Origin of the sequence: Pseudomonas siliginis (assembly GCF_019145195.1) — a bacterium.
GTDB lineage: Bacteria > Pseudomonadota > Gammaproteobacteria > Pseudomonadales > Pseudomonadaceae > Aquipseudomonas > Aquipseudomonas siliginis.
In genome coordinates this window covers 26887-53443 of record NZ_JAHSTW010000014.1, presented here as the reverse complement: position 1 = coordinate 53443, position 26557 = coordinate 26887, and the positions used below count along the sequence as shown (strand labels likewise).

Below are 26557 nucleotides of genomic sequence, written 5' to 3'. Positions count from 1 at the left end.
GAATCTCTCTAGCTGAAACCTTTGCAGGGATGTCCGTCTTTCCAAAGGGATGGGGGTAGGGCATGGCACTCGGATGCCGAGTCGATTGACCGGACCGGGCAGAAAACCGCCGGGGACCCTGGGGACTTTCTAAGGGTACGGGGTCGGAAACCCGCGGGATCGTGTTAGTGGAAGGCCCGCCAGCTTACTGAAATTTCAATCGACTGAAATCTTGAAAGGATTCATTGAAAAGCCGCTGAAAAGGAGGGCTTATGAGCACAGCTACGTACCTGTCAAAGAGCGCCTTTGCTGCGCACATCGGACGGTCGCCGAGTTACATCACCTGGCTGAAGGAAAACGGTCGACTTGTCCTGTCTCCCAATGGCAAGCAGGTCGACGTTCTGGCCACCGAAGCATTGATCCGCGATACCGCTGACCCGAGCAAGGCTGCCGTCGCTGCTCGCCACCAAGAGGATCGGCTTCAGCGTGATGTTTACAGCCACGTCGCAGCCAAATCCGAGCCGACTAACACGGCTGCGCCGCCGCCCGCTGATCTTGTTCATGGGCAGACACTCGACTTTCAGAAAGCACGAGCGCATCGCGAGCATTACCTGGCGCGGATGGCTGAGATGGAGTTTCGCAAGGCACAGGGTGAGCTGGTGGAAATCAGCTTTGTGCAGAAGGCCGCTTATGAGACGGCGCGTTCGCTTAATCAATCGCTGATGAGTCTCTCGCCGCAACTGGCACCACAGCTAGCCGCCCTGTCGGATCCATGGGAAGTCGAACGACAGCTGACTGCTGCACTACGTCAGCGGCTTAACGAAGCGGCTCAAGTGTCCAGCGATGACTTTGGACTTTCACAGTACGGTTGCGCGCAGCATGCCATGCGACCTCAGTTGGCTTATGATTGACCGATGTTATGTCCTTTCGGTGCATTAGCGGCTGTATAGCTCTGCTGTCCGAAAGGAATTTTTACCCGAGCTTGCGAAAAGCTTTGTGGGTATGAGACAGACAGTTGACATCTGGCCGGCACAGAAAGGCAATCAACGATCTGCTGATTTCTCAGTTGCTGGCGGGCCACATACCAGTGAAGCCCGCTCATAATTCAGTGCCTTTTCACGCTGGGGCAACGAATAAAAAGCTTCGCATCGTTGGCCTTGCCAGTTGATGATCAAGGTCCCGGAGTCGTCTTCGACCAGCGCCAGTGCCTTGCCGGTCGGGTCGGAGATCGCCAGTTGCTTGCCGGCGGCGTTTTCCAGTGCGGCGCCGAACGGAATCGGCTGGTGCTGCGCGTCGAACAGGGAAAACTGCACGCGGCGCCCGGTCTTGCTCGCGTAGCGCGCCAGCACCACTGCACCACGACGCGGCACCACTTGCTGAGTGGCGTTTTCAATTTCGAAATCGCCGCCCAGATCGCGGGTGTCGAGGCTGATCCAGTTGACCCGATACGGTTGCGCGTTGGACACGACCGCATAACCATTGCCAGCGGTTTTCGCCCCGGAGAAGCTGGCGATCTTCACGCCTTCGACACCCTCGACCTGGGCTAATGCGAAGGTCTCACCAACGGTTTGCCCCAGGTTGATGCCGCCAGCGTGGCCGACAATCGATCCAGCGACATTGAGATTCTGAGAGTTGTAGCCACGGCCCTGGCTGTAACCGGCACTGATGTCCATCACTGAAGTTCGCGTGCTGAGGTTGGCCGAACCCGTGCTGCCACCGGTGCGACTGTTGCCGCCCTGCACCGAGTAATAGGTGTCGCTGTCTTCGGACAGATAGCCATTGATGCCGACTTGGGTGCTGCTGTTGTCTTTCTGCGTGCTGGCCGAAACGAACGCTCTCGGTGCGCGGGGCTTGGAGCCCAGGGGAAACGACACTGAGAGGTTAAACAGTGTGTCGTTGTTCGCCGGGCCGTAGTCGCCGACATCCTTGGTGTAAGTGACGCTGAGGTTGTAGCTGACATCACCCCAATAGTTGCTGTAGCCGGCTGACAGGCTCTGCGAACCGCCGCGCCCCCAATAACGCTGATCACTAGCGTTAAGGTAGATGCTGCCGAACTGCTGATTGCGCCCCAGGCTCTGGTTGACGGTCAAATCGGTGCGGGTTTTTGAGTTACCGGTGCGCTGCTCGCCTTCGCGGCTCAGCTCCTCGACGTGTTCGCTCAAGGTGCGATAGCCCTCGGTCGAATAGCGATAGGCAGCGAGGGTGAAGTTGGTGTCAGTCCCAGTGAAGGTCTTGGCGTACAACGCTCGCAGGCTGTTGCCCTTGACGGTGCGGCCAAACGTGCGGCTGTTGGAGTGGGTCAGGTCGAGCGAGATTGCCCCGATCGCCGTATTGCGCCCGGCGCCGATCGACAGTGCCTGGAAATTCTCGGTGGCCTGGGTGCCCACGATCGCCGACAGGTTACTGCTGACACCATAAGCCACGGTGCTGCTGAGGAATTCTGGCGTCTCCTGGTCATCGCTGTTGCTGTTGTATCGGCCCGCCGAGACGCTGTATTTCAGTTGCCCTTCGCGCACCATGATCGGCAGGCTGGAGAAAGCCTGCACCGTCACCCGGCGCCGGCCATCGGCTTCGATCACAGTAATTTCCAGATCGCCATTTGAGCCGCTGGGGTAGATATCGCTGATCTCGAACGGCCCGGGCGGCACGTTGGCCGTGTACAGAATGTAGTTGTTCTGGCGAATCTCCACGGTGGCACTCGATTGCGCAATGCCACGAATCACCGGCGCATATCCGCGCTCGCTGTCGGCGCGCATGCCATCGTCGGAGGCCAGTTTCAGGCCGCGATAGCGCACGCTGTCGAACAGGTCGGCGTCGGAAAAAATGTCGCCGGCACTGAACTGGCCCTTCAACGCGGTGATGTCGTGTTGCAGATAGCTGCGGTTGCTCCTGAACGTGCTCGGCCGGCCTGTGCTGCTGTTGAAGTTGGACTCGTTGCGCAAGCGCCAGCCGCCGAGATTGATGCCGTTGCGCAGGCCGACGTTATTGGCAAACGTGGTCTCGGCGTCGGTGCTGTTGCGGTTGCTGCTCACTTGATAATTGATGAACGCTGCGGGTACGCCTTCGTCCCACAGTGCCGGATCGACATAACCACGGCGACCACGCTCCATGGCGCTCTGCGGCACGCTGACCAGCAAGCGCAGGCGCGGCACGTCATAGCGCACGCTGGCGTGGTCGATCAGCGCGGGCAGGTCGAGGCAGGCATCCGCATCGGCGATGTCGAGCTTGCCGCTGGCCTGCAACTTGCCAGTATCGACGCCCAGTTGCTTGAGCATGTCCAGGGTCAGACAGGCTTCGACCTTGTGACTGTCGGGGAGACGGCGAAAGTCGATATCGCGCCGGCCCACCAGCATATCGTTGCCATACAGATCGACCCGATAAGTGCCGGGCAGAACGCGGCTGCCGGCGAGCAGCGATTGCAGGTCGATGGCGGACGTTGCGCCTTGCAGAAACGAGGTATTGAATTGTTCTTCGGCGTCAGCCAGACAGGTTGTGCTGAAGACCAGGGCAACCGAAAACGGCGCCAGGCCATCGCGCTTGAGTAAAAACATGCAGGAACCCTATATCACCTCCGATACGAACTAACGGAGCGAAGAGAAATACAGTGAAAGTGCGGCTGGTAAAAAGCGGCACGCGAGTTATGGCGATTCTTTATCCGGGCTTGCGCGCACTTCGGCGCTGCTGGAAAGTTGCGCGACATAACGATCGCGAGCGCCATAGTCGTTGATGCTGCTGAATGACAGGCGCGGAGAACTGGCCGCTTGAAGATGTTTGAGAGCGAACTCTTTTTGTTCACCGGGGGCGATCATCATCGAGTCGAATGGATGCTCGCTGATATTGCCGGATTGAACGTTGATGTCGGCAATCGAGACGTGATAAAGCCCTGGGTTTTTCAGTTCCAATTTCGTTTTGCCGGCGCGCTCGTTCAGTCGCCAGGTCAATTCGGCCGGTGCCTGATAGGCATTGTTTTTCAGCCCGGCAGGGCGGAAGAACAGCTTGATCCGTTGACGCACCGCCAGTTGCAGAGTGTTCGCGGTCTTTGCTGACTGCGGGATCTCTTGCACGTTCAGCCATACCACTGACTCGCGGTCTTTGGGCATACCGGTGCCTTCGTAGATGACCCGCAGAATCTGCTGCTCGCCGTCGCTGACGCGCACCAGCGGCGGAGTGACGGCGAAGGGCACAGAGGCCTCGTCGTTGTCGGTATCGACCCACGACTGAATCAACACGTCGGCACCGCTGTTACGCACGGTGATGCCAGCTTCTTTGTGCTTGCCGTCGAATATCAGCCGGGTGCTGCTCAGGGAAATGCCGGCCATGGCCTGATTGACGGCGAACAGGCTCAGAAGGCCGACGTAAAGGGACAGAAAAGGACGTATGAACATGAACGATTACCGCGCAGAGTGAAAGAAAGTGCGGGACCGTCCGGCCCCGCACAGTGCTCGATGAGGCTCGCGGTTTATTCGTATTGCAGGGTGAACGGCAGGGTCGCGTCGCCACGGCCGGCAACGGCCAGTTTCGGATCGACAGTGGTCACGTAGGCTGCCGAGAATTTCAGCGTGGTGTTGCTGTCCTGCAGGGTGTTTTCGATGCGTGCGGTGGTCGGGGAAGTCAAATCGATTACCTCGCCGTTGGCATCCAGCAATGCGATACCGATACCTTTGGCAGCACCTAAACCTTCGATCAATTTTAGGACTTTGGTACCCGCTTCAATGCCCGACCCGCCCTTGGTTGGTTCAAAAATCATGGCAACCTTGGTGCCGGCGTTGCAGTTGATCTTCATGTCGAAGTTCTCGACGCTCAGGGTGCCGTTGCCTTTCGGCGCGGTAGCGGTGCCCATGTCCTTGATCGACACTTCACCCATGTTTACCGAAATGGTTTTTTCCTTGCCGGCGCCTTCGATCGAGCAGGCATCGTTGTTGATGTTGCCGGTGAAGTTGATGGTGCCGCTGCCAGCCTTGGTAGGCACAACCGGATCGGCCGCGAGAACATTGGCGGCAGCGAAAATCGACAGGGCGAGAAGCGTGCGAGACAGCTTTTTCATGTTGCTTTTCCATTGGTGGGGTAAAGACAACACGATAAAGCCGGGTCGGGTGCGGCAACATCAGACGATCCCTAGAAGCCGAGAAGTTGCGAGAGGTAACGGTCAGTTAATTGAACAAGTTGCGTTCGATGCAATAAGCCAGCAACTCCTGATCACTGCTGACATCCAGTTTGCGCATGGCCGAAATCTTCTGGGTGCTGATGGTTTTTGCACTTCGATTCAGACCTCGGGCAATTTCATTGACGCCTTGCCCCTGAACAAACAAACGCAGGATTTCATGTTCCTTGGGCGACAGTCGGGAAAAGCGCTCATCGAGATCGACGCCATCGTCCAGTACCGAAGTCGGCGCCGGTTGATGGCCGCGTACCCGTTTGCCCTTGGCGATGGCTTTGAGCGCCACTTCTATTTCAATGTGCAACTGGCTTTTCTGGATGACTGCGAGTACGCCGAGCTCTTGCAGGCGGGTGAGGATCAAAGGATTGGAAATCATGGTCAGCACCAGCACCCGCACTGCGGGAAAGTGGCGGGTCACGTACTCCACCAATTTAAGGCCGTCACCGTAGGGCGAGTCACCGGGCATGTTGAAATCGGTGATCAACAGGTCTACCGGTTGTGATTTCAGCAGCTCGATCAAACCATCGGAACACACCGCTTCGCCGACCACGCTGAAGCGCCGGTCGCGCTCGACCAGTTCCCGCACCCCCAGCAAAACGATGGGATGATCATCTGCGATGACAACGTTGAAGGTTTCCATGGAATGCTTTATCCAGAGTGAAATTATTCAAGGGCGTCGAGCAGGTCAGTCAGCCGCGCCAGTTGTTGGCGCACTTCGACGGCCAGCGGCGGGGTCATGGCCATGCCGGTCAGGCGGCATTCCAGTTCAACGAAAGCGTGGGCCAGCGCCCCGACCTGCACCGCGCCCAGCGCCCCGGCCATGCTGTGCAATTGCTGCGCGACACGGTTGGCGTCGGCTGCATCCAGCGCGCCGAACGTGGTTTGAATGTCTTTGCGCAGCGTCGAGACAAACAACTCGCGCATCTTCGGCGACAACGTCGGCGCGGCTTCTGCGAGCGGCGGGATGACGGTCTGGCAGTGGCTTTGCAAATGCGCGCGCAGTGTCGCCAGGTTCAGCGGTTTGACCAGCCACGCGTTCATGCCGACGGCGGCGCAGCGTTCGCCTTCTTCGCGCAGGGCGTTGGCGGTGACGCCGATGATTGGCAGCGTCGCACCCTGTTCGCGCAGCGCTGAGGTCAATTGGTAGCCGTTCATGACCGGCATGTTGACGTCGGTCAGCAGCAGATCGAAGCGCCCCGGTGCCCATTGCGCCAAGGCCTGTTCGCCATTGGCGGCGACGATCACCGAGCAGCCCAGCGCCTCGAGTTGTTCCTTGATGACCGCTGCGTTGATCATGTTGTCCTCGGCCACCAGCACGCGCAGATTCAGCGCTCGGGTCTTTTCCTGAGGCGAGGGAACGCGGCGCTGATGGGCGTCGTGTCGGACCAGCGCAATCGCCCAGCCAATCGCGCGGACATCGTCGGCATCGACCTGCCAACCGCTGCCGCTGATTTGCGCCGGGTTGTGGCCGCCCGGTATTGCGGCGATTCGCGGGCCATTGAAAACCGTGGCGTTGGCCAGCGGCGCAAGGTCCACCAGCAGCGCCGTCGACGGTGGCAGCTCGTTGGTTACCAGACGACAATCGAGGCCGAAGCGGCTCAGCCAGCCGAGCAGATGCTGCGCCAGTTCGGCGACCGGGGCGCGCACATAAACGGCGGCACTGCCGGCCTCGAACGATGGGCAATCGGCGAGGCTGCCCGGCGCTCGATCCAGCGCCAATTGCAAGTTGAAGCGGCTACCGAGCCCCGGTTCGCTGACCACGTTCAGCTCGCCATGCATCAACTCGCACAGCCACTTGCAAATGGCCAGACCGAGACCCGCACCGGCATGACTGTCGGCTTCTTTGACTTGATAGAACGGGTCGAACAATTGCTCTTGCTGCGCCTGGGAAATGCCCACGCCGGAATCGCTGACCTGCCACTGCACCTCGGCGCGGCCATCAGCGTTTTGCAGCACCTGAACGCGTACGACCACACGGCCGTTATCGGTGAACTTGATCGCATTGCTCAGCAGATTATTGAGGATCTGGCGGATGCGCTGCGCATCGCCAAACAGTTGGTCCGGCAACGTCGCATCGATGCAGGCATACAATTGCAAGCCTTTGCCACGGGCAAACGCGCCGTAGCTGCGCACCACATCTTCGGTCAGCTCCAGCGGGCAGAACGGCTGACGCTCGAGGTTCATCTGCCCGGCCTCGATCTTCGACACATCCAGCACGTCGCTGATCAGTTTGAACAGGCTGGCCGACGAGCGCTGGATGGTTTCCAGATAGGCCTGCTGACGCGGCGCGAGATCGGTCAGGCCGAGCAGTTCCAGGGTGCCGAGCACGCCATACAACGGCGTGCGGATTTCATGGCTCATGGTCGCCAGAAAGCGGCTCTTGGCCTGATTGGCCGAATCGGCGGCCTGACGGGCGATTTCCAGTGCCGCAGCATCTTCGACATGGCGGGTGACATCGTGCAGCGCACACAGCCACGCGTCCTGGCCCTGATAGCGGGTGGCGATGAAGGCCACGTGCAAATGCCGATCGTCGATCTCAAGTTCCGCGTGGCCATGGCCAGTCGTGCCTTGTTGTTCGAGCAGGCTGATCAATTCCTCGGTGTCGTGCCATTGCTGGGCGCGCTGGTTTTCCAGCAAGACCTGATGATCACGACGGCTGATCACGCATAGACCGGTGGGTGCGGTATCGATGAGCGCACGGCTGAACGCTTCACTTTCGGCGATGCTGGCGTGGGCAATGCGGGCGGGCAAAATTACCCGTTGCGCGTACCAGCGATTCAGCGCGCGGCCGCAGCCGAGCAGTGCCAGAACCAGGCCCAACAGGCACAGCAATGGCCATAGCGCGTAATCGAGAAAGCTCTGCACACTGATCACATAGATCGCCGTCCAGTGCTGTTCGCCGGGGCTGCTCAGCTTGAATACCAGACCGTCGCGGGTCAGGTTCGCGCCTTCACCGAGCACCTGATCAGGCTTGAGCTCGCCGATCAACACCGTGCCGCTGGGCGTTATCAGGGTGAAGTCGTCATAGATCGACCACTCCATCAGTCGCTCGATATTGTTGACCTGCGACAGTTTCAGCAGCGAACCGAGCACCACCCAGGAGTTCGAGCCTTCGATGGCCAGCGTCGGTTTGCTCAGGTTGATCCGCACATAAGCGAGCAGGCTCGGGGTAACGTTGTCGTCCGCAGCGAACGGGTAGGGCACCCAGTGCACTTGCGCCGAAGTCTGTGCGCGCCGTTGCAGGTTCTTCTGGGTCATGATCTCGACGAAGGTGCTGATTTGCGTCTGCCCGGCGCCGCGCAAGCGACCGGCAGCGGGTACGGCGATATCGAAATTGTCCGGCCCATTGAGCAGGATCACCTGCGGCGACTGGTAATGCGAGGCTGCCCAGAAAGCGCTGTAATACGCCGCCAGATAGCTGCCGAGCGCAAACACTTTGGGGTATTGGCTGGGGGCGATTCGCTCGGGATCGATCTTGACGCTGAACGGCAGCGAGAACGGCAGGCCACGGCCCTCATAGATGTTCGGTCCTTCCTCGGGCAAACGCTTTCGCATCACCGGCGGCGCCACGGTTTCCGGAAAGTACTCGCCCTTGTCGCTGGCCCGTGAGATATCGCCGAGAAACGCTTCCTGCTCGCGGATGTTTTCCATCAGCCGGGCGAAGTGGAACTGCATCGTATCGCGCTGTTCCTCGACCATGCGCTGGACGCCGAGATAGCTGATGCCCAGCAACAGCAAAACCAGCGCGCCGAGGATCAGCAAACCCTTGTTCAGGCGCAGCGAGCTGCTGGCGAGTTTTTCCAGCAAGACATTGGGATGCGGCATCAACACGCCCGGTCAGTGAAAGTGATTACGCGAGTGAACATGGATGGCCTCGATGGCAAGTGGTGATCGTCCACTGCGTTGTGCGGATCACCAGACATTTGCCGGGCCGTCGTGGCTGAGCAACTGCTGGAACTGCTCCGAAGACACCGCGTGGGAAATCAGGAAACCCTGAACCTGAGTGCAGTCGATATTACGCAACAGAGCAAGTTCTTGCGCAGTTTCCACGCCTTCGGCCACTACCGTCAGGCCCAGTTGTCGACCCAGCGTGACGATGCTGGTCAGCGCTTGCGCCAGTTCGGCGCTGGTGTTGCAACCCTGAACCAGTGCGCGGTCGATTTTCAGTTCGGTAAAAGGCGTCGACACCAGGCTCATGTAAGAGCTGTAGCCTTTGCCGAAATCATCCTGGGACAAGCCGAAGCCCTTGATTCGCAAACGGCAGGCCCCGGCGTAGAAGTTGCTGATGTCATCGGGCACCGAGCACTCCATCAGCTCGAAACAGATCCGCGCTGGCAGGCCGTTATGTTGCAGGACAAACGCGAGGATGCGATCGGGCAGGTCGTGGCTGTTGAGCAAGTGCGTGGGCAGGTTGATCGATACCGGAATGTCATAGCCTTGCTGGCGCCATATGGCTTGGGCGTTGATGGACTGTTCGAGCATGCGCCAGAGCAGATGCTCTTCAAGGTCGTGGGCGATCAGCGCCGGTAGAAAAAGCCCCGGCAACAGCGTGCCATGGTCGGGGTGCACCCAGCGCACCAGTGCTTCGGCGGCGACGATGCGGCCATTGTCCAGCGCCTTCTTGGGTTGAAACCAGGCTTGCAACTCACCGTTGTCCAGCGCGCGCACAACACTCTTTCGATCGATACCGGCATGCGTGGCAACAGGCGCATCCTGACGCAATGCCCGCAACTGTTCGATCAGGCAACGCAATGCCGCGCTGTTGACCGGTTTGGAAATCAGCCCGATGACCTTCACTTGCAGGTTGCTCGCCACAAGGCTAGCGCCCATCAGCATGCGCCGCGAGGCGGCGCTCATGATCGCCAGGGCCGGACGCGATTTCTGCGTCGCGAGGCCCTGAATGAACTGCACGCCGTCCATGCCCGGCATCAGCAGATCGGTGAGCACCAGATCGAACTCGCGGTTCTTCAGACGGCACAAGGCCTCTTCGCCGTCCCGGGCAAATTCCAGATCGAACACACCCAGTTCGTTGAACAGGTTCTGCAAGTACAGATGCTGGAACGGGTGATCTTCGACTATCAGCAGGCTAGAAGACTTCATCGGCGACTCGTTGGTAGGGAGCCAGTACGGTCGACAAGGCTCGCAACGTGAAAGGTTTGATCAGGCAATGATTCATCCCGGCGGCCAGGCACAACGCCTCTTCGCCGCGCAGGGCGTTGGCGGTGGCGCCGATGATCGGCGTAGCGCAGCCCAGGTTGCGCAGAGCCTTGGCCAGCTCATAACCGTTGAGGCGCGGCATGTTCACGTCAGTCAGCACGGCATCGAAGCTGTCGTCCTGCCACAGCGACAAGGCTTCTTCACCATCGCTGGCGAGCGCCACCGTGCAGCCCAGTTCTTGCAATTGGTCGCGCAGGATCAGTTGGTTGATCGCATTGTCTTCGGCAACGAGGATGTGCAGGTGTAACGGCGCCAGCGCCTGGGGTTGCGCGGGGCACTGATGGTCGATGACGGTGACACCCTGTGCCTGACGCACGGCCTGGCGGATCGCGGCCAGATCGTTCAGGTTGACGAGCCAGCCGTCGCCTTTGCTCAGCGACTCCCACGCGCCATCGCCGCTTGCCAGAATACGCGGCCCTGACCAGTGCAGTTCGCTGCGCTGTTCCATCGGCGCAGGCCACAACTCAAGCAACACGCCATCGTCGCCACCGTCGTGGCTGGTCGGTGCGCCGATATGCGGCAGAGCGCCCCAGCGACGCAGCCAGCCAGCGAGGCTTTCGGCCAGCTCGCGCACCGGCGACACCACGTAAACGGTATCGGCCGCGAGCTTCGGCTTGCCTTCAGGCTGCGCATTACCCGAGCGCTGTTCCAGCGGCAGGGTCAGGGAAAAACTGCTGCCCAGCCCAGGCTCGCTGACCATGCGCAGGGTGCCATTCATCAAATGGGTCAGGCGCAGGCAAATCGGCAGACCCAGGCCGGTGCCCGCCACCTCATGGCTGTTGCCTTGGGTCTGGTAGAACGGTTCGAAGATATAGGCTTGATCCGCGTGGGCAATCCCGCGCCCGGTGTCCGAGACCTGCCATTGCAGGCAAACGCGCTCGCCCTCGCGTGTCAGCACTTTGACCCGCAATACCACGCGCCCGGAATCGGTGAATTTGACCGCGTTGCTCAACAGATTATTAAGAATCTGCCGTAGACGACTGACATCTCCGATCAAGCTGTCGGGCAGTTGCGGGTCAAAGCAGGTGTACAGCTGCAAGCCCTTGCTCTGCGCCGCTGCCGCGTAGCCCTGAACGGCTTCTTGCGCGAGTGCCACGACGGAAAAATCACTCAGTTCCAGCGCCAGTTGCCCGGCCTCGATTTTCGACACGTCGAGCACGTCGCAGATCAATTGCAGCAAGGTCGCCGACGATCCTTCAATCGCCCGCAAGTAACCTTTCTGCTGAGAGTCGAGCCGGGTCCGGGCGAGCAACTCCAGAGTGCCGAGCACGCCATACAGCGGCGTGCGGATTTCGTGGCTCATGGTCGCCAGAAACAGTGTTTTCGCTTCGTTGGCGGCATCGGCCGACTGGCGAGCCTGTTCCAGCGCCGCTTCGATCTGTCGGCGTGCACTGATGTCGCTGAAAGCGCAAAGCAGCACATCCTCGCCCTTGTAGCGGGTCGGCGCGCAGCTCAGGTAAAGGTGGCGACCGTCGGCGTTCTCGAAGTAGTCGGTCAGGCATGGCGCGTTTTCCGCGAATGCAGCGCGGATCCAGCCGGGGCCGAGTTGTTCGCTACAGGCACCCAGCCATTGCTGTGCGAGGGTGTTTTCCAGCACCACTTGAGCATCGCTGCGCCGCAATACGCAGAGCGCCACTGGCGCGGTCTGAATCACGTCGCGGCTGAACAGCTCGCTTTCGACCAAGGCTTGAATCCGTTGCAGGGTCGGCAGGATGAAGCGATGCTCCAGGCGCCGGATCAACAGCCACACCAGGCTGATACTGGCCACGCAGAATACCAGCGCGCCAAGCATCTGTGGCCACAATGCCCACAGCACGGCCAGCAAGTCGATGGAGTAGGTCAACTGCCAGTCCGACGACTTCAGTTGTTTGCGCAACACCAGTTGTTCTGGCAGCCAGCCGTCACCGACGAAACCGAAGAAATCCTGTTGGCGCAACAGCGGCAGATCCTGCCCGGGCGGCGGCTTGTGGCTGTTGCTGAAGAGTGGCATGCCTTGCGCGTTGAACATGGTGAACTCGCCGGCGCTGTGGTCGCTCAATGCGTTGGAGACTTCGCGGTCGTCCATTTCCAGACCGAGCCAGCCGGAATCGAGGTCGCGATCATCCAGACGAATGAAGATGTACAGCTGCGAGTGACCTTGCGAATTGTGGGTCAGCCAGATTTCTTTGAGGGCGCTGGTGTTGTCACGCTTGAGGGTTTCCAGGCGATCAAGCATCCCACGCGGAAAATCGCCGGCCATGGATGTTGTGTTGTACAGGCGCCATACCTGCGCGTCGGCGCCGTTGCTGACGTAGAGCAGGTTCAGTTTGCGCGCTTGCAGATATTCTCGCATGCGCTCGGTCAGCCAGATGCTCCATTGCTTGCCCGGGGGTTGTCCGAGCAACAGACGAATTTCCTCTTCTGACAGCGGCGCGCTTAACGCAGTCTGCCGAGTCGCCGACAAACTCAGGCTTTCCAGCAGCGCTTCGCGCGTAGTGAAAAAGGTATGCGCCTCGGCAATGGCGCTGCTCATGTAGCTGCGCCGCTGAGAGATCTCATTGTTGAAGGTGAACAGCAGAAAGCTGTACACGCCACCGAGGATGCCCACCAGCAACACCCACGCAAAAATTCGCAACAAACGTCGCGCAGCATGGGGCGTGGACAGGACCGGGCTGATCTGGTGGAGGTAATTCTTCAATCGCATGCCGGCACAGTAGGGGTGGCCGGGGGGCGGCGAAAATCAGACGATTCTTAAAGACTTCACAAGTAATTGACGATGAAAGTCACTTCGGTATTGGCGCTGCCGGCGCTGAGTTCTTCATTGCCCAGGCGGTAATAAGCGGCTGACAACGGGATCTTGAAGTTGAGCCCGGTGGTGTTGAAAGCATCGAACGGGTAGGTCGTGTCGAAAGCGATCGGCTGGCCCGCTTCATTCATCACTTGCAAGCCGATGCCTTTGGCGGTGGAGCCGGCATTCAGTGCGACGATGCCCTTGGTCGCGTCGATTACTGGCGTGTTGGCCTTGAGCGAATAGGTGACTTTCTTGATGCCGGTCTGGCATTGGTTCAGGGCGATATCGAAGCGCACCGTGCGCGGCTTGGCGCCGGCTTCGCGAAATTCATGAAGTTGATAATCGTCGCCCATGGCCACCGGGACGGAGGGTGTCTCGCAGGAGGCGGCGTTCAGTACGATGGGGTTTATCAGGTTAAGTTTTTTCAGGATCAGATCATCGTCCTGCAGGCTGCCCAGATACCCCGCATCGATGTTGACTTTCGACGCCAGCACGCCAGTCTTGACGATTTCCAAGCGCACCGAGTTTGCACCGAAGCCATAACTGGTGTTGGGCGCGATGGCCTGCGGCGCTGATTGGTAGCGGTTTAGCGCGGCAAACCAGACCCGGAAGGAAAGCCCGCTTTTGCCTAACGGAAAAAGAGTTTCCGTACCGCTGGCGGTGCCTAACTTCTGATTCATCAGAATGCCGAACATGGACGTCTTTGAGCAGCTCCAGATGTGACCGTCCGACTGCACGGTGTCCTGATAAACCACGGTGCCATTGGGTGTGTCGGCAGGGATGGTCAGGGTTGAACTGGCCAGGCTGACGCCGAAGTTGAGCGTGTCGAGTTTTGAATCGACTGCCACACAACTGCCGGCGATGGCGTTCGAAGCGCAGGCAAACAGAGTGACTGCGATAGAGAGCAGGAGCGGGCGCTGCAGTTTGAAACGCTTCATTAGTAGGGCTTTACGTGTCGGCCGATGAGCGGCGTACGTTAGCCTCGGCACCCAAGCCTTTACATCAGGCGATTCTTATAGATACTGAGATTTAATAGCTCTCCTTGTTCAGGCCGCTGGGAAGGTTGGCAAAGCATGACCGGCCGTAACCTTGATCGTTGGCAATTCAGACTCGGTGAATGGAACTCGCACAAAGTGGTGTCTCCAAATAACAGGACAACAAAGGACGACAATCTGGCGGTGTTCCCATCGATAGTGACGATGCCCCGTACGGGCTGTCGGCCATACATACCGCCCCGTAAATTTATCAAAAAAACGCGCGGCCAAAGCGGCAACCAAGGTCCGTCTGTCAGCGATCAATAGCTCCGCCTCCGACGTGCGGCTTGAGAAGCCCGGCCGGACGGACAGCTTCGCCAAGCGCTCCAAGTGCTCAGGGTTCCAGGGGCGGGCTTCATGCGAATACCGCGCGGATTCGGTCGATCATGTGATCATCTAGTCCAGTTGGTCTACCATTGTCGAATGCAACGCCTGCGACGCCGGCAAAGCCGATAAATCCAAAGGCAGGAAAAAGAAAGGGCCGAAACCACTACACAAGACGGTGGACGCCCGAGGAGCAATAGCTGCCTGTCACCGCCTGAGTGCGGTTTTTCAGCCCCTAAAGTTTGTATTTCCATAATTAAGCAAGAGCTGCAAAACATCATGCTCAACTCCACCAAGCGGACGTTTTTGTATCCGCCCTCAATAGCCATGGTGCATCAACAGATCAGCGCACCAAAACGGCAAGCCGCGGCGCCAACCCAGCGATCAGTCGACACTTGCCTCCGCTCTGGTGCTATTCAGGAGGAGACTTTCGCCGCTTGCGCAGTCAAATTAGCCCCCTGCTAAGGGCTCAAAGGGTCTTGTTTAACAATTGGCCCAACCATCCTTCGAGCTCAGGCAAGACGGTGTTTCGATGTATGGCCAAGGTGTAGTCAAATACTATGATCATCCTATTCACTTGAGAGTCATTGCCGGTTGCGTATTATTAGTCGACGGACACCTGCAGGATGTAGCCCGTCACTCTCGCCGCCATCTGGTGGGTGCCCCAGATGCGCCAAACTCTGTTCGAAGAAATTGGTTTTCAGCTCGGATCGATTGCTGCGGGGGAATGTCAACTGTTTCATAGTTAAGCACGGGGAAACACTACGCCGGGTTCGGTATAACAATGTGGCGGCTATGGCTGACAGGCTTGAAAAAAAAGCGCCCACACTTGGGCAAGGTGAGGGCGCCTATTGAACGTAAACGGAGTCCTATCCATTGGCCGTCAAAAGCTGCAACCAGCCAAAGGGGGACGCTCGCGACGGGCAGCTTTCGGCCAGAAGCGGTCATCTGGATCGGATTGAGGCGGGGCCGAGAGTTACGCTCTCAGCCCATAAAACCCGGTCAGACAGTTACCACGATTTTGCCGATTTGTTGATTGGCCTCAAGGAAACGGTGAGCATCCTGGATGTCGCTAAGCGCGAATGTCTTGGCGATGACCGGGCGCAACGCACCAGACTTCAGCCCTTGCAGAATAAAAGCCTTCGCTCTTTCCAAGGCTTCAAGGTCGGCCACAATCTCTGCGTAGAGATATCCCTTCAAGGTCAGGCTTTTGCCTAGTACGGTAAACAGCGGGAATGGCGTCGGCTCAGAGCTAAGTGCGCCGTATTCCAGCAAGATTCCGCCTCGCGCCATGCTCTGCGCGAGGGGTTCAAAGGACGGCCCGCCTACGGGATCGAACACCACGCGCGCGCCTTGACCGGCAGTTATCGCCATAACACGCTCGACGATGTCCTCTTCATCACTGACGATGACGTGCGCAGCGCCAGCATCAAGTAGCGCTTGCTTCTTCGCGCGGGTTCGAGTGATCGCAATTGACGTAGCTCCGACCATACGAGCAAGTTGGAATGCGGCAAGGCCAACACTGCTTGAAGCAGCGGTGACGATGACAAAGTCGTCCTGCCGCAGCTTCGCTTGTTCGATCAATGCACCCCAAGCGGTGACGTACTGCATCCAAGACGCAGCAGCCTCTTCAAAGGATAAGTTCTCAGGACTCTTAACTACTAGGTGAGCCGGTACATTGGCCAACTCGCCGTAAGTGCCCCATCGAGCGATATCCAAGGGAGGGATTACAGCGACCTCATCACCAGTCTTGATTTCCGTTACTTCGCTACCGATTGCAACCACGACGCCTGCGGCCTCGTATCCCAAGCGGCTAGGGAACTCGGCCTCCTGTAGATAGGCGTGATTGCGAAACATCACTTCTGCCCGGTTCAAGCCAATAGCTTTAACGCCAATCTGCACCTCATTTGGTGCCGGTGCCGAAACCTCCAAATCTTCCAGCTTCAGAACGCTGGCATCACCATATTCGTGGATTCTGACAATGCGTGCCATGTTGGGTACCTCTTTCGTTAATGGGCCTCGATGTAAATCCGGAATGTCTCCGGCCACTCGAAGGGTGACGAGAATTTAGACCTTGGTGACCAGCGGATAAAGGCCTACGATGGCTTATCACTAGAAACATGGTGTTTGTAATGGATCGCCTAACGCAAATGGCTACGTTCGTTAAAACGGTTGAGCTGGGTTCTTTCAGTGCCGCTGCGGACGATCTGAACTTGTCCCCTCAGCTGGTAGGGAAACAGGTGAAAATGCTCGAACAACACCTCGGTGTCTCCCTATTGCTACGAACTACTCGCAGGCAAAGCCTTACTGACTTCGGCAGGACGTTCTACCAGCGCGCGAAACTGATCCTTGCAGACATGCAGTCCGCCGAGAGCCTGGCTGCCCTTACTCGTGGCACACCAATCGGTCAACTTCGAATCAATGCACCGGTTACGTTCGGAATTCGCGCGCTTTCTCCGCGCCTGCTGGAATACATGGTTCGGTACCCACAGGTGTCTATCGACCTGACCCTATCGAACGAGCTGGTCGATATCGTCGATCATGGTTACGACGTGGTCTTTCGCATCGGTGAGTTGGTGAGCAGTGGGTTGAAGGCGATGCCGCTAGAGCCCTATCAAATGGTTTTGTGCGCTGCACCGTCCTACCTTGCACGTCGCCCTCCCATTACGAATCCCTGGGATCTACAGCAGCAGGAGTGCCTAGGTTTTACCTATTCTGATGGTCGCTCGCACTGGAGCTTCGATAGTCGAGAGGGGCGTATCGATGTCCCAATTACAAGCAAATTGACGATTAATCAGGGTGATCCACTGCTGGCAGCAGCAGTAGCGGGTCTAGGTATAGTTCTACAGCCGATAGAGCTGGTTAGCGATGCGTTGCGTGATGGGACTTTGGTGCGTCTGCTACCGCAGTACCCGGTTCCGACTACCTCAATGCATATGCTCTACGCCCCTGACCAAAGAATGACCCCAAAGCTGCGCAGCTTTTTGGAGTTCGCACGTGAGGCGTTTGGGCCACGGGGAACTCTCTGACTGTAGGAGAATTATGGCCGCTACTGGCCGGAAGCAGACGCTTATGAATGACCGCTTTCGGCCATAAGCGGACATCCGGAAGCAGCCGCCTACAACAAGGAACCAATGTCTGCGAGTAGCTGTTTACGTTCAAAGCTGCAAGTCGCGACAGGTTAATCTCACAGTTCAAACCGCGCGATGAATCCAAACTCACCACGCAGAGTCAAACCAAGAGGTATCTCAGCGCTCATCGCTGAATTGCGCTACGACCTTGCTAACAACTAACAAAGAGACAAGGTGGGAGTTGCGAGTGATGTTCAAGCGAGTGCGCAAGGCATCAGAAACGCAATGATGGCAGATTGAGATCAGGGTGGAGAGCAATAATTTAAGCGTCGGCAAGTCGAGACGGTAAAAATTGATATGAGCGTTAGTATACGTCAGCATTTGCAGACACTTGCTTAGCGTGGAACCGGCGTACCGGGCACGCCCGGCGACACGAGCAAGCATTAGGGAATGGTCTCAACTTTCCATCGGCGTCGCGTTTTTTCTGGCTGAGACCTTCTCTACCGAATATGTATAATCACTATCGCTGACTAATGTTGACGGCTTAAGTAAAACGGCTAACGGAAAAAAACCGCTCGAACAATCACTGAGTACCCTTCATGCCCCGCCAATCTTTCGCAGCTGGTCTGGCAAAAGTAAAAGAGGCCGCATCTATCACGACTGATCCGCAGAGAAGTCAGGATAAAGTTCGCGCAGCAATCTTTTTTCTTCTGACGGTCTGCCTTGCTCTGATGGTGTTGGTCGGATGGGAAGCTTGGAGCTCTCGTGAATACCGGCTGCACGACAAAGAAGTGGCAATGGCAAACCTTGCCCAAACCTTGTCGTCGCAGGCGCAAGCATCCATAAAACAAGCTGATACCGTTCTGTTCAGTTTGGTCGACCGACTCGAAACTCAAGGAATGGGACCTGATCAGTTGCCTCAGCTTAAGCGGGTGATCACCACCCAGCGAAACGAGCTGGCCCAACTACATGGGCTCTTCATTTACGATCAAAAAGGCGCTTGGATAGTCGACTCCAACGGCATCCTTCCCCCAAATGCAAACAACGCCGACCGCGAATATTTTATCTACCATCGCGATCATCCCGACCGAGCTCCTCACGTAGGCCCTTCGATCAAAAGCCGCTCCACAGGTGAGTGGATCTTGCCCGTCTCCCGGAGAATCAACAATCCCGACGGCAGCTTTGCTGGGGTGGCCTTGGCCACGCTGTATCTTGACCACTTTCTCAAGCTCTACAACAGCATCGATGTCGGCAATAACGGCGTTATCAATCTGATTTCTGCCGACGCCAAGATCGTCGTGCGACGGCCTTTCAACGAGACAGTCATCGGTACCAGCATTGCTGATGGTCCGCTCTTTACCCAGCTCCTGCCCAAAGGCGATTCGGGCACCGCCATTGTCAGGTCGTACGTGGACGGAGTGGAGCGTGTCGTCGGTTTTCGGCGAGTCAATAATTACCCTCTTGTGGTGTTCTGCGCCATGAACGAAGAGGAGGTTTTAGCAAGCTGGCGGCAAGAAACGCTGATGAGCTCAGCGATCGTGTTATTGCTGATAAGCTTCGTGCTGGGTATTGGATACAGATTTATCCGACTGATGAGGCAGCAAACGCACATCCAGAATCAACTCATGAAGGCTCAGAACAAGCTCCTTGAGGCCAATCAAACTCTCGAGTTGCTGGCTTTGGAAGATGCGTTAACGGGACTTGCCAACCGTCGCCAGTTTGATCTATTCATCCAAGCTGAAATGGGCCGCGCCAAACGAGGTAGAACCACTCTTGCCTTGCTGATGATCGATGTCGACCACTTCAAGCGCTTCAATGATCGGTACGGCCACCTGTTGGGTGACGAATGCCTACGCAGAGTAGCTAGAATTATCCAGGAAAACATCAGACGACCGGGTGATCTGGCAGCGCGTTTTGGGGGGGAGGAATTCGCGGTAGTACTGCCCAGCACGGACTACGTCGGCGCCTTCATCGTCGCAGAGAAGATTCGCAAGGCTGTACTGGCATCAGCAATTGAACATAGTGATAGCGACATGGGGATGGTGACGGTCAGCATTGGGGTGAGCGCCTGTAGTCCAGTAGACGGGGAAACACCCGACACGCTGATCGGCGCTGCGGATAAAGCGCTCTATGGTGCGAAGACGAGCGGACGGAACATGAGCGTGATTACTAATTGAAAAACTTCAAGGCGGGAACTAGCGGACTGAAATTTCAGAACTCCCAGAGCCCAATCTTGCGCCACAGCTTGCATTCTTTTGGAGTTGGGCATCCTTTGTAGCCAACAGTACCTTGTGAAACTATCCCGCGAATCTGCTGATACGGATCCCACCCACAACGCTATGTGGGGCGCATGCCGTCACCGTGAAAAAAAAGATTGGAGCGGGCTGCGATCACGTCACAAAGCCGCTTGCGAAATGTCATTCGGGTGAGTAAAGCACGCTCAAGCACTGACTCGTAGGGAATGCCATCGGCGTGTGGAAAGATGCCAGAAATGCTGCGTCGGGTCGGAACAATGAGCCGGGTCTGTATGATGTTTACCTGGTCACCCGAATGCCAGGAATCATGCTTTGTGTAGGCCAAAAATTTCGGCAATTCGGCACGCTTCAGGGGGGCGAAGCGTCGAGTGAAACAGAAAATTCGCCTATCCAGGGGGACCTGCTTAACCAGAAATTTAGTAAGGCATGCCCAAGGAGAATGCAGGGCCGATGCCCCTAGGAAGTTCGGAATCGACCGAAACGGCAAAAGTTAGCGATAAACGCATCTATTGCCAGCGAATCTGAACGCGGTCGCACCTATTTCCCAATCTAGTCGCACTTATTTTCGAAGGTCGACGCATGAACACGCCGCCGTTGAACCACGCCAGGGGCATGAATTACCAAGGCCCTACACCACCGCTAACTGCTTGTCGAAGTGATGGTCGGTGAATGTAGCAGCAGCGGTGCACATGGTGGCTACCAACCGGACGCAAGCGTATGCCTGGATTCTTGAGATCCGGCTAATGTTGCGTCATTTCCATCTCGGGTTTTGCACACTTCCTTAATGCGCCTCGCTACCAACGCTTTAGAACTCTCAGCTCTAGGAAGCTCAAGCATGTGTTGAGGATTGGCCAAGCCGATCCGCTACGAGCCTCAGCAGATCGTCCACTGACCACGGCTTCTGGAGCAGAGTAGAGCTAGACGGGAGTTTTCCCGGTCTGGAGTCAGGTCCTGTGGACGTCATGATGATTGGCAGCTTCGGTTTGAACACCCTAATGATCTGTGCAAGCTCGTAGCCGTTTAGTAGACCTGGCATCTCTACGTCCGTCAGCACCAATTCAATTTCTGGTGAGCTTTCCAGTGCAGTAACGGCCTCTTGGACCGTTGAGCACTGGATAACATCTTTTTCAACAACATAGAGGGCTTCAGCCACCCGTGTACTAAGATCCCGGTCATCCTGAACCAGCAATATTGTTGAGCGCATGTTAATCGTCCCGTTGCATGAGCTCCTCCGCTGAAGCAGAAGTGCCGTAGCGCTTGCGTTTAGACTGATGTCTAAAAAATGTAGCTAAGGCATTGCGTTCCTACGCTTCCGTTCGTCTCCTAGCACAGGAATATGTGAGCGGAGTCGCATCGCAGGGCTGCCAACGTAGCAGGCAAATATTGATCAACAGTTGCCCCATCGGTGAGTTCCCGGATGCCAGTGGACAACCGGCTTCCAGACGATTATCGCGAAATTGCAATCCACCTGGCGCATCAAGTCATTAAGCCTGCGGAGGCTCGATTCAGGAGTTTCATGCCTTTTACGCTGACATCGTTGCCCTCGTTGAGCTGTGTTGGCTGGACGCTTACTGTCGAAGTACACGAACGGCAACTCTGGACGAAATCGGTCCTTCACGAGTGACCGCTGTTGGCCGAAAGCTGTCGTACGCGAATGGCTGCTATCGACCCAAAGCAGACCCCACTAACCGTGTCTTCGAGATCAGGATCGATTCAGATGGTGAAAGTCGTCGATATCGATACTCCCCACACGCTTGCCTCAAAAGGCAAACATCGAGGCGAGCGCCGCGCCTGAAAACACCACCGCGACAAGGGCCACGGCCTGCTGCCGCAGCCAGCCCGGTTTGGCCAGCAACTGCGCTTCTAGCTGCTCGATTCGAGCCTGAGTTTGTTGCTGGTTTTCCAGTAATTCGCCCATCTTCGACTCGACGCGTTCCAGCCGCTGGGCTAGCGCCTCGCTGGCGTCGCCCACTTCTTTCAATGACGCCGTTGTAGAGGTCGACAGGCGTTCTCTCGCCTGGATCTCACTGCCGAGCAGCTTGGTCACTCGCTCGACCTGCTTCTGCTGGGTCCGCTGAACCTCTTCCTGCTGAACTAATTGACGCGAGGACGCTGCGTTGAGTTGTTGCTGCATCCGGGTGCCGTTCAAGAAGGCCAGGCTCAATGCCTGCAACTCCGTCTCATGGTTGTTCTGCGCGGTGGCCAATTGGTTCACTGCATGCCTGCAGTACTCATACCCGTCTGCCAACGCCAACAGTTCGTCGATCTGATGCTTGAACTCGTAGAGCACCACCAACGCCCCGCTCTGGTTGCCTTCCAGGGTCTGTGTATCCGTTTGCAGGCGTTCGATCTCGCGCACCAAGGCATCATTGAAGCCGCGCAGTACATTGTTGTTCACGGTATGAACCTGGGTGACCAGTTGCACCACGCTCTGCGTCACCTCAAGGCTCGCGCCAAATTCGGCCAGCAATTTGGCCAGGTCTTTGTCATTCCTGCCCGACAAGCCCCCCCAGAAAGAGTCCCAACTGCCTTGGTTCTGAAAGTCGTTCAATTGCGCTCTGGTCTTTGAGCCACGCTGTATCGCGGCGTTGAGCTTTTGTAGGCCTTCATGGAAGTCTTTCAGCTGGTTCTCTTCGGAGCGCGGCGCCGGCAGCAACTGCTGAACTGGTTGAAGGGTTACTTCATCGGCCGGCGACACGGTAAGTACGACTCTGCCACCCAGAAAATTGAACACGTCAGGGCTCCTGCGAAATACGTTTGGTTGGCAAAAGTGCCGAAAAATCGATTGCGCGCACACTGGTGTGTCGAGCCAGGCGTTCGCGGTGGTCTATTGCTTCACTGGCCAGCACATCTACCGAATGCGCATATTCGATCAGCCCTTCGGCCATCAGCCATTCGTTTTCCTGCACCTTGATAAGCTGCAGCGCCGCCTCTCTTTTGGCTTCCAGCGACTCGCTCCACCCGGTCTTGAAATCCACCAAGTAGGCAACGATAGGGGGCACGAGGTTCTGCAAGTGATAACTGCACAGCCCGAAACCGATGGCTGACAACACGCAGGATATGTAGGGTGCTGCCACCCCGGTCAGCGGAATCAATTGCGACTCGATCACCGGTTCCAGGCCGTCCCAGAGCAACAGCGTGCCACTGACGACTACGGTCTCGACGATCTTCTGGATCAACTCTTCCCGGCTCATCGATTGCGCGCCTTTGTACAGTTGCCAGGCGCCGTAAGCGAGGTCGAAAAGGTTGCGGGCGAGGTTGTAGACTTGGCGGATCGCCTTGGACAAGGCATTGACGATGAATTCGACGATGCCGTTGAGCAGCTTCAGGGGCGCCTCGATGATTTTTTCGATCACCGCCCAGATCTTTTTGAGGAAGCGTTCCACGCGCTGTTTCAGGCGAGCAGCGCCACCCATGAACACGTCGATCAGCTCGTCTTTAACGGCCATGATCGCGGCTGAAGTCAGTTGTTCCAGCACCTGCCAGCCTGAGTTTTTCAGCGCTTCTTTGCCAGCACCGAGAGCGACGTCAGTGGAATTGCCCAAGGTGTCTTTGAGCTTTTTGGCTTCGATGTTGCTGCGAATGCCTTGTTCCTGATGCAGTTCCTGGCGCTTGTTGATGGGCGGGTTTTCAGTCTTGATGAGGTGTGCTTCCAGGGCAGCAGCTGTTTCGGCCGAGTCCATGGTCACGAATTTCACCTTGCATCCCGCTTCCAGTTGCTCGGAAAGCTTGTACGGTTCACCCTTTTTGTTGCCATTGCGATGGTCGTTCAGGTGTCCGTCCTGCCAACGCTGTCGCATGTTGGTGCTATCGCCGATATAGACCAGCTTGCCGCTCGTGTCATACACCACATAAACGCCTGGTTTCTCGGGCAGTTGGCTAGTACTGGAGGTGTCGGCAGCGCTGAGATCGAACTCTCCATCGAACTGCAAGGTAGCAAGTGAACCGATTCCCGCTGACAAACTTTTGAGCAGAATCTCCTTCCACGCTACCCCGCGATTAGCAACATCCATCGCACTTTTCGCCGACGTGGCGGCAAGGGTGTCCTTGCCGGCCTGCAAAGGATCGGCTGTCTTGGCGTTCGGGCGGGAGTTCTTCTTGTTGCGAAAGCCGGCGATCAGTTTTCGATTGGTGTTCTCGATCGCGCGATCAACGATAAGGTTCGCCAATGGAGATAGCGCCTTTTGTTCGTATTGTGGGCCCATGATTCCTTCTCGAAAGAACTTTCCTGTTTGAGGGGCGAACTGCGGGACGGAAGCTATCAAAGTGACACTATTGGTTCCACCTAAAAATGACGCGTTTGAAAAAGTTATGTTCAGGGTACTGTCCACGAGGCCCGTACCGCCAAGAGCTTCGTCGAACACGGATGCACGGAAAGTCTGCTTTTGGCCGGAAGCTGCCTGTTTAAGGTTGCCCCATACCTGAGTGTCGAAGTCCATCCAGTGATGTGGCAAGGGTAGCGTTGCGGAAATGACCGTAAAGATGCGGAAACGAACCGTAAAGAGAGGAGCACAATTCCTGAATGCCAGGAACGACAAAGCCCTGAAGAATCAGGGCTTTGTCGTATATAAGATGGCGGAGGCGATGGGATTCGAACTCATGGACCTGTTACAGTCGACGGTTTTCAAGACTGTCGACAGGCGAGAATCTAATACTCCGTCACGTCTTCGAACAGTCTCAGTTTATTGGACGAAGATGTAAATCCTCAGTCAATATAAGAGCGGATAGCTTTCACAACTCAATACTGAAACCCTCAAGACCCACGTTTTCGGCAAAGCGCCTCACAGCCGTCAAGCTGGCCCAAGTGCGCAGTCGCTCACGCCGTGAGCGCACCGCCCCCAGCGTGCACCGCTGCCGCCCACCGTGGCCACCAGGTAACCACGCACCGCGTGTTGTTCGACCAAGGCGCGCAACACCTCTTCGTGAATCCCTTCGCCAATCATTCATTCCAGCTCCGCCTGACGCGCTTTTGATGCGTCATCAAATACCACGTAAAGGCCCCGATCGCCGCTGGGTTGACCGCCTTCACAGTCTCGATCCCCAGGGTAAAACCTTCGCTCTATCGACCGCGTGCAGGGTGTCGGCCAAGGTGCTGGCCTGGGCAGTTACGACGAGCAGTCTCAGCGCTTGCGCGGGCACCGAAGGCGGCAGGTCCAACGCGGTAAATTCGTTGCTGACAATCATTGCCATTGCCATCCCCTCAGGGTATCAGGTTGCACAAGCGACAAGTTGTGCTGCTCGACGTTGATCAGCCACCAGCCGCCGGTGGGTTCGTTACAGCCGTCAATAATGAGCCCCTGCACCATTGTTCCGTGCGGCAGCATCACCCGGAGCGTGTGGCACTCTTCGGCTTGTGCAGGTAATGCTGCAGTTCAACGCGGACGCGACCGGAGCCTACGTTGATGAAGTCGCACCTAGCATTCAACACCCGTGAACTCGGCCGGCTCCTGCCCCTGATAGCGGGCCAACACGGTGACGGCGGCAGACCTTCAAAGACGTACATGGGCATCTTTGAAATAATGAGTGGCTGGCTCAAGCAGGCGGTAGGTGAATGGTAGACCAGTCCTGGCACGCCTGGTTTCCAAGGCGCTAAAGAAAGGCCCGGACGCCGACGCAAGGTGTGGGGACCTATTGAACATAAACGGCGTTCTATTCGGCGAGACCACGTTCAACTGAACGTCGCTCCTTTTGTATGCTTGAACCATATGGGTCTTATTTCTAAGCGCTTGACGATTAATAGCGAAACTATCTTACGGCTGAAAAGAAGAATGGCTTTTAGCTATCATTCTTTAATAGCCAATAACTCTAAAAAGTTAGAAGCAGTTTTCTATATCGGGTCTATTCTCGTAGCGCGCAATGGAAGTATGGATAACTTGCGTACAAACTCATGCTTTAAACAATTAAAGGACTACCTCATGGAAAGCTTCGCTATTGCTGCATCACAAATTAACTGGAATGGCGGTCAACGGATCACTCTAAATGCAGGTGACACGGCCACCTGCACGACTTTGCGTCCGGGGCAAATTTACGGAATTTTCATTTATAATTCCGCCGGCAGCGATAACAATGCGGCCGTAAATGTTGTATGGAGCAATAGTCAGCCTCCTGCAACCATCACTGTTCCAGGCACCACCGCCAATGCCGGGTTGGCATCGTTGGGATTTGTTTCCGGCACGGATACTCAGACCATCTCAGTTTCGTTGCCTAGCAACAGCGGCATTGCACAGGTTGAGGTGTGGTTGGGCAGTACCAGCATGCCGACGAATACCAGCGGGCTCAACAACAACTCGTTACAGGCTAACGGGGAACAGTACCCGTTTAACAAATACAATCGCTACTATTCCGTACCGCCTTCGAAATGGATGAATCTGACAATCGTTAGCAAAATCACACAGTTTATTTCGTGCCAGTTCCGAGAAGCCGCTGCAACTGTATTTGTGGTAAATGAAACGTCGAATGGCTTACTGGTCGGGCAAGTCACTAACATCGGACCTACTGCTTCGGAAAAGGGGGCAGTCACCATTGTTGCCACTCAGATTCAAAACATCAGCAATAACTTACAGGGCGACGGTACTCAATGGGTCTGGATGGATGCAGATAGCCAGCAAGACTCAACGAGCGCCAGTATCTCATTACAATCCCTATAATTTATAGTTGGCTAGAAGAAGAGCCGCGCAGGGCGCGGCTCTTTTTAGTTTCCCGTGTTCGCTCTTAAATCCAGATTATTGTCCGACAATTAAAGTCAGCCG

18 protein-coding genes are annotated in these 26557 nt (G+C 56.8%); 4 read left to right on the top strand and 14 right to left on the bottom strand.

The window, feature by feature from the left end:
* The first annotated feature begins 251 nt into the window (after positions 1 to 251).
* The gene (locus tag KVG87_RS25320) at positions 252 to 890 is read left to right on the top strand and encodes a terminase small subunit (protein WP_217853145.1); all 639 of its coding nucleotides are present in this window, start codon (positions 252 to 254) and stop codon (positions 888 to 890) included.
* 132 nt (positions 891 to 1022) lie between these two features.
* Here the strand turns inward: KVG87_RS25320 and KVG87_RS25315 are convergent, their stop codons facing one another.
* The 9 genes from KVG87_RS25315 to KVG87_RS25275 form a co-directional block, all read right to left on the bottom strand.
* Positions 1023 to 3530 carry a fimbria/pilus outer membrane usher protein gene (locus KVG87_RS25315; RefSeq protein WP_217853143.1) on the bottom strand — a complete coding sequence of 836 codons (2508 nt, stop codon included), beginning with the start codon at positions 3528 to 3530 and terminating at the stop codon, positions 1023 to 1025.
* A gap of 87 nt (positions 3531 to 3617) precedes the next feature.
* Positions 3618 to 4364 carry a fimbrial biogenesis chaperone gene (locus KVG87_RS25310; RefSeq protein WP_217853141.1) on the bottom strand — a complete coding sequence of 249 codons (747 nt, stop codon included), beginning with the start codon at positions 4362 to 4364 and terminating at the stop codon, positions 3618 to 3620.
* 74 nt (positions 4365 to 4438) lie between these two features.
* Positions 4439 to 5023: a fimbrial protein gene (locus tag KVG87_RS25305; protein ID WP_217853139.1), complete on the bottom strand. Its 585-nt coding sequence runs from the start codon at positions 5021 to 5023 to the stop codon at positions 4439 to 4441.
* Positions 5024 to 5129: 106 nt separating this feature from the next.
* A complete protein-coding gene (locus KVG87_RS25300) occupies positions 5130 to 5777 on the bottom strand; it encodes a response regulator (protein WP_217853137.1) in 648 nt (215 codons plus the stop codon).
* 23 nt (positions 5778 to 5800) lie between these two features.
* On the bottom strand, positions 5801 to 8962 hold the full coding sequence (locus tag KVG87_RS25295; protein ID WP_217853135.1) for a hybrid sensor histidine kinase/response regulator: 3162 nt from the start codon (positions 8960 to 8962) through the stop codon (positions 5801 to 5803).
* 87 nt (positions 8963 to 9049) lie between these two features.
* Positions 9050 to 10237 carry a response regulator cyclic di-GMP phosphodiesterase PvrR gene (gene pvrR / locus KVG87_RS25290; RefSeq protein ID WP_217853134.1) on the bottom strand — a complete coding sequence of 396 codons (1188 nt, stop codon included), beginning with the start codon at positions 10235 to 10237 and terminating at the stop codon, positions 9050 to 9052.
* Positions 10224 to 13037, bottom strand: coding sequence for an ATP-binding protein (locus tag KVG87_RS25285; protein WP_217853132.1), 2814 nt, complete (start codon positions 13035 to 13037; stop codon positions 10224 to 10226). The genes pvrR and KVG87_RS25285 overlap by 14 nt, the downstream gene beginning before the upstream one ends.
* A gap of 56 nt (positions 13038 to 13093) precedes the next feature.
* Complete coding sequence (locus KVG87_RS25280) at positions 13094 to 14062, bottom strand: fimbrial protein (RefSeq protein WP_217853130.1); 969 nt, start codon at positions 14060 to 14062, stop codon at positions 13094 to 13096.
* Between the two features lie 1422 nt (positions 14063 to 15484).
* Positions 15485 to 16474, bottom strand: coding sequence for a zinc-dependent alcohol dehydrogenase family protein (locus tag KVG87_RS25275; protein ID WP_217853128.1), 990 nt, complete (start codon positions 16472 to 16474; stop codon positions 15485 to 15487).
* A gap of 140 nt (positions 16475 to 16614) precedes the next feature.
* On the opposite strand from KVG87_RS25275, the gene KVG87_RS25270 reads away from it, so the two are divergent.
* Both KVG87_RS25270 and KVG87_RS25265 read left to right on the top strand, forming a co-directional pair.
* Complete coding sequence (locus tag KVG87_RS25270) at positions 16615 to 17511, top strand: LysR family transcriptional regulator (protein WP_217853125.1); 897 nt, start codon at positions 16615 to 16617, stop codon at positions 17509 to 17511.
* Between the two features lie 641 nt (positions 17512 to 18152).
* Positions 18153 to 19730 (top strand): sensor domain-containing diguanylate cyclase, encoded by a 1578-nt coding sequence (locus tag KVG87_RS25265; protein WP_217853123.1) that lies wholly within the window; start codon positions 18153 to 18155, stop codon positions 19728 to 19730.
* Positions 19731 to 20637: 907 nt separating this feature from the next.
* On the opposite strand, the gene KVG87_RS26145 is transcribed toward KVG87_RS25265, so the two are convergent.
* From KVG87_RS26145 to KVG87_RS25240, 5 genes are all read right to left on the bottom strand, one after another.
* Positions 20638 to 21012: a response regulator gene (locus KVG87_RS26145; RefSeq protein ID WP_217853121.1), complete on the bottom strand. Its 375-nt coding sequence runs from the start codon at positions 21010 to 21012 to the stop codon at positions 20638 to 20640.
* Between the two features lie 555 nt (positions 21013 to 21567).
* Positions 21568 to 22542, bottom strand: a complete 975-nt coding sequence (locus tag KVG87_RS25255) for a hypothetical protein (protein ID WP_217853119.1) — start codon at positions 22540 to 22542, stop codon at positions 21568 to 21570.
* A gap of 1 nt (position 22543) precedes the next feature.
* A complete protein-coding gene (locus KVG87_RS25250; protein ID WP_217853117.1) occupies positions 22544 to 24247 on the bottom strand; it encodes a GIY-YIG nuclease family protein in 1704 nt (567 codons plus the stop codon).
* A gap of 351 nt (positions 24248 to 24598) precedes the next feature.
* On the bottom strand, positions 24599 to 24751 hold the full coding sequence (locus KVG87_RS25245; protein ID WP_225930999.1) for a hypothetical protein: 153 nt from the start codon (positions 24749 to 24751) through the stop codon (positions 24599 to 24601).
* An 82-nt stretch (positions 24752 to 24833) separates the two neighbouring features.
* On the bottom strand, positions 24834 to 24998 hold the full coding sequence (locus tag KVG87_RS25240) for a hypothetical protein (RefSeq protein WP_217853115.1): 165 nt from the start codon (positions 24996 to 24998) through the stop codon (positions 24834 to 24836).
* A 578-nt stretch (positions 24999 to 25576) separates the two neighbouring features.
* Here KVG87_RS25240 and KVG87_RS25235 point away from each other — a divergent pair.
* Complete coding sequence (locus tag KVG87_RS25235; protein ID WP_217853113.1) at positions 25577 to 26455, top strand: hypothetical protein; 879 nt, start codon at positions 25577 to 25579, stop codon at positions 26453 to 26455.
* Positions 26456 to 26557 lie beyond the last annotated feature (102 nt).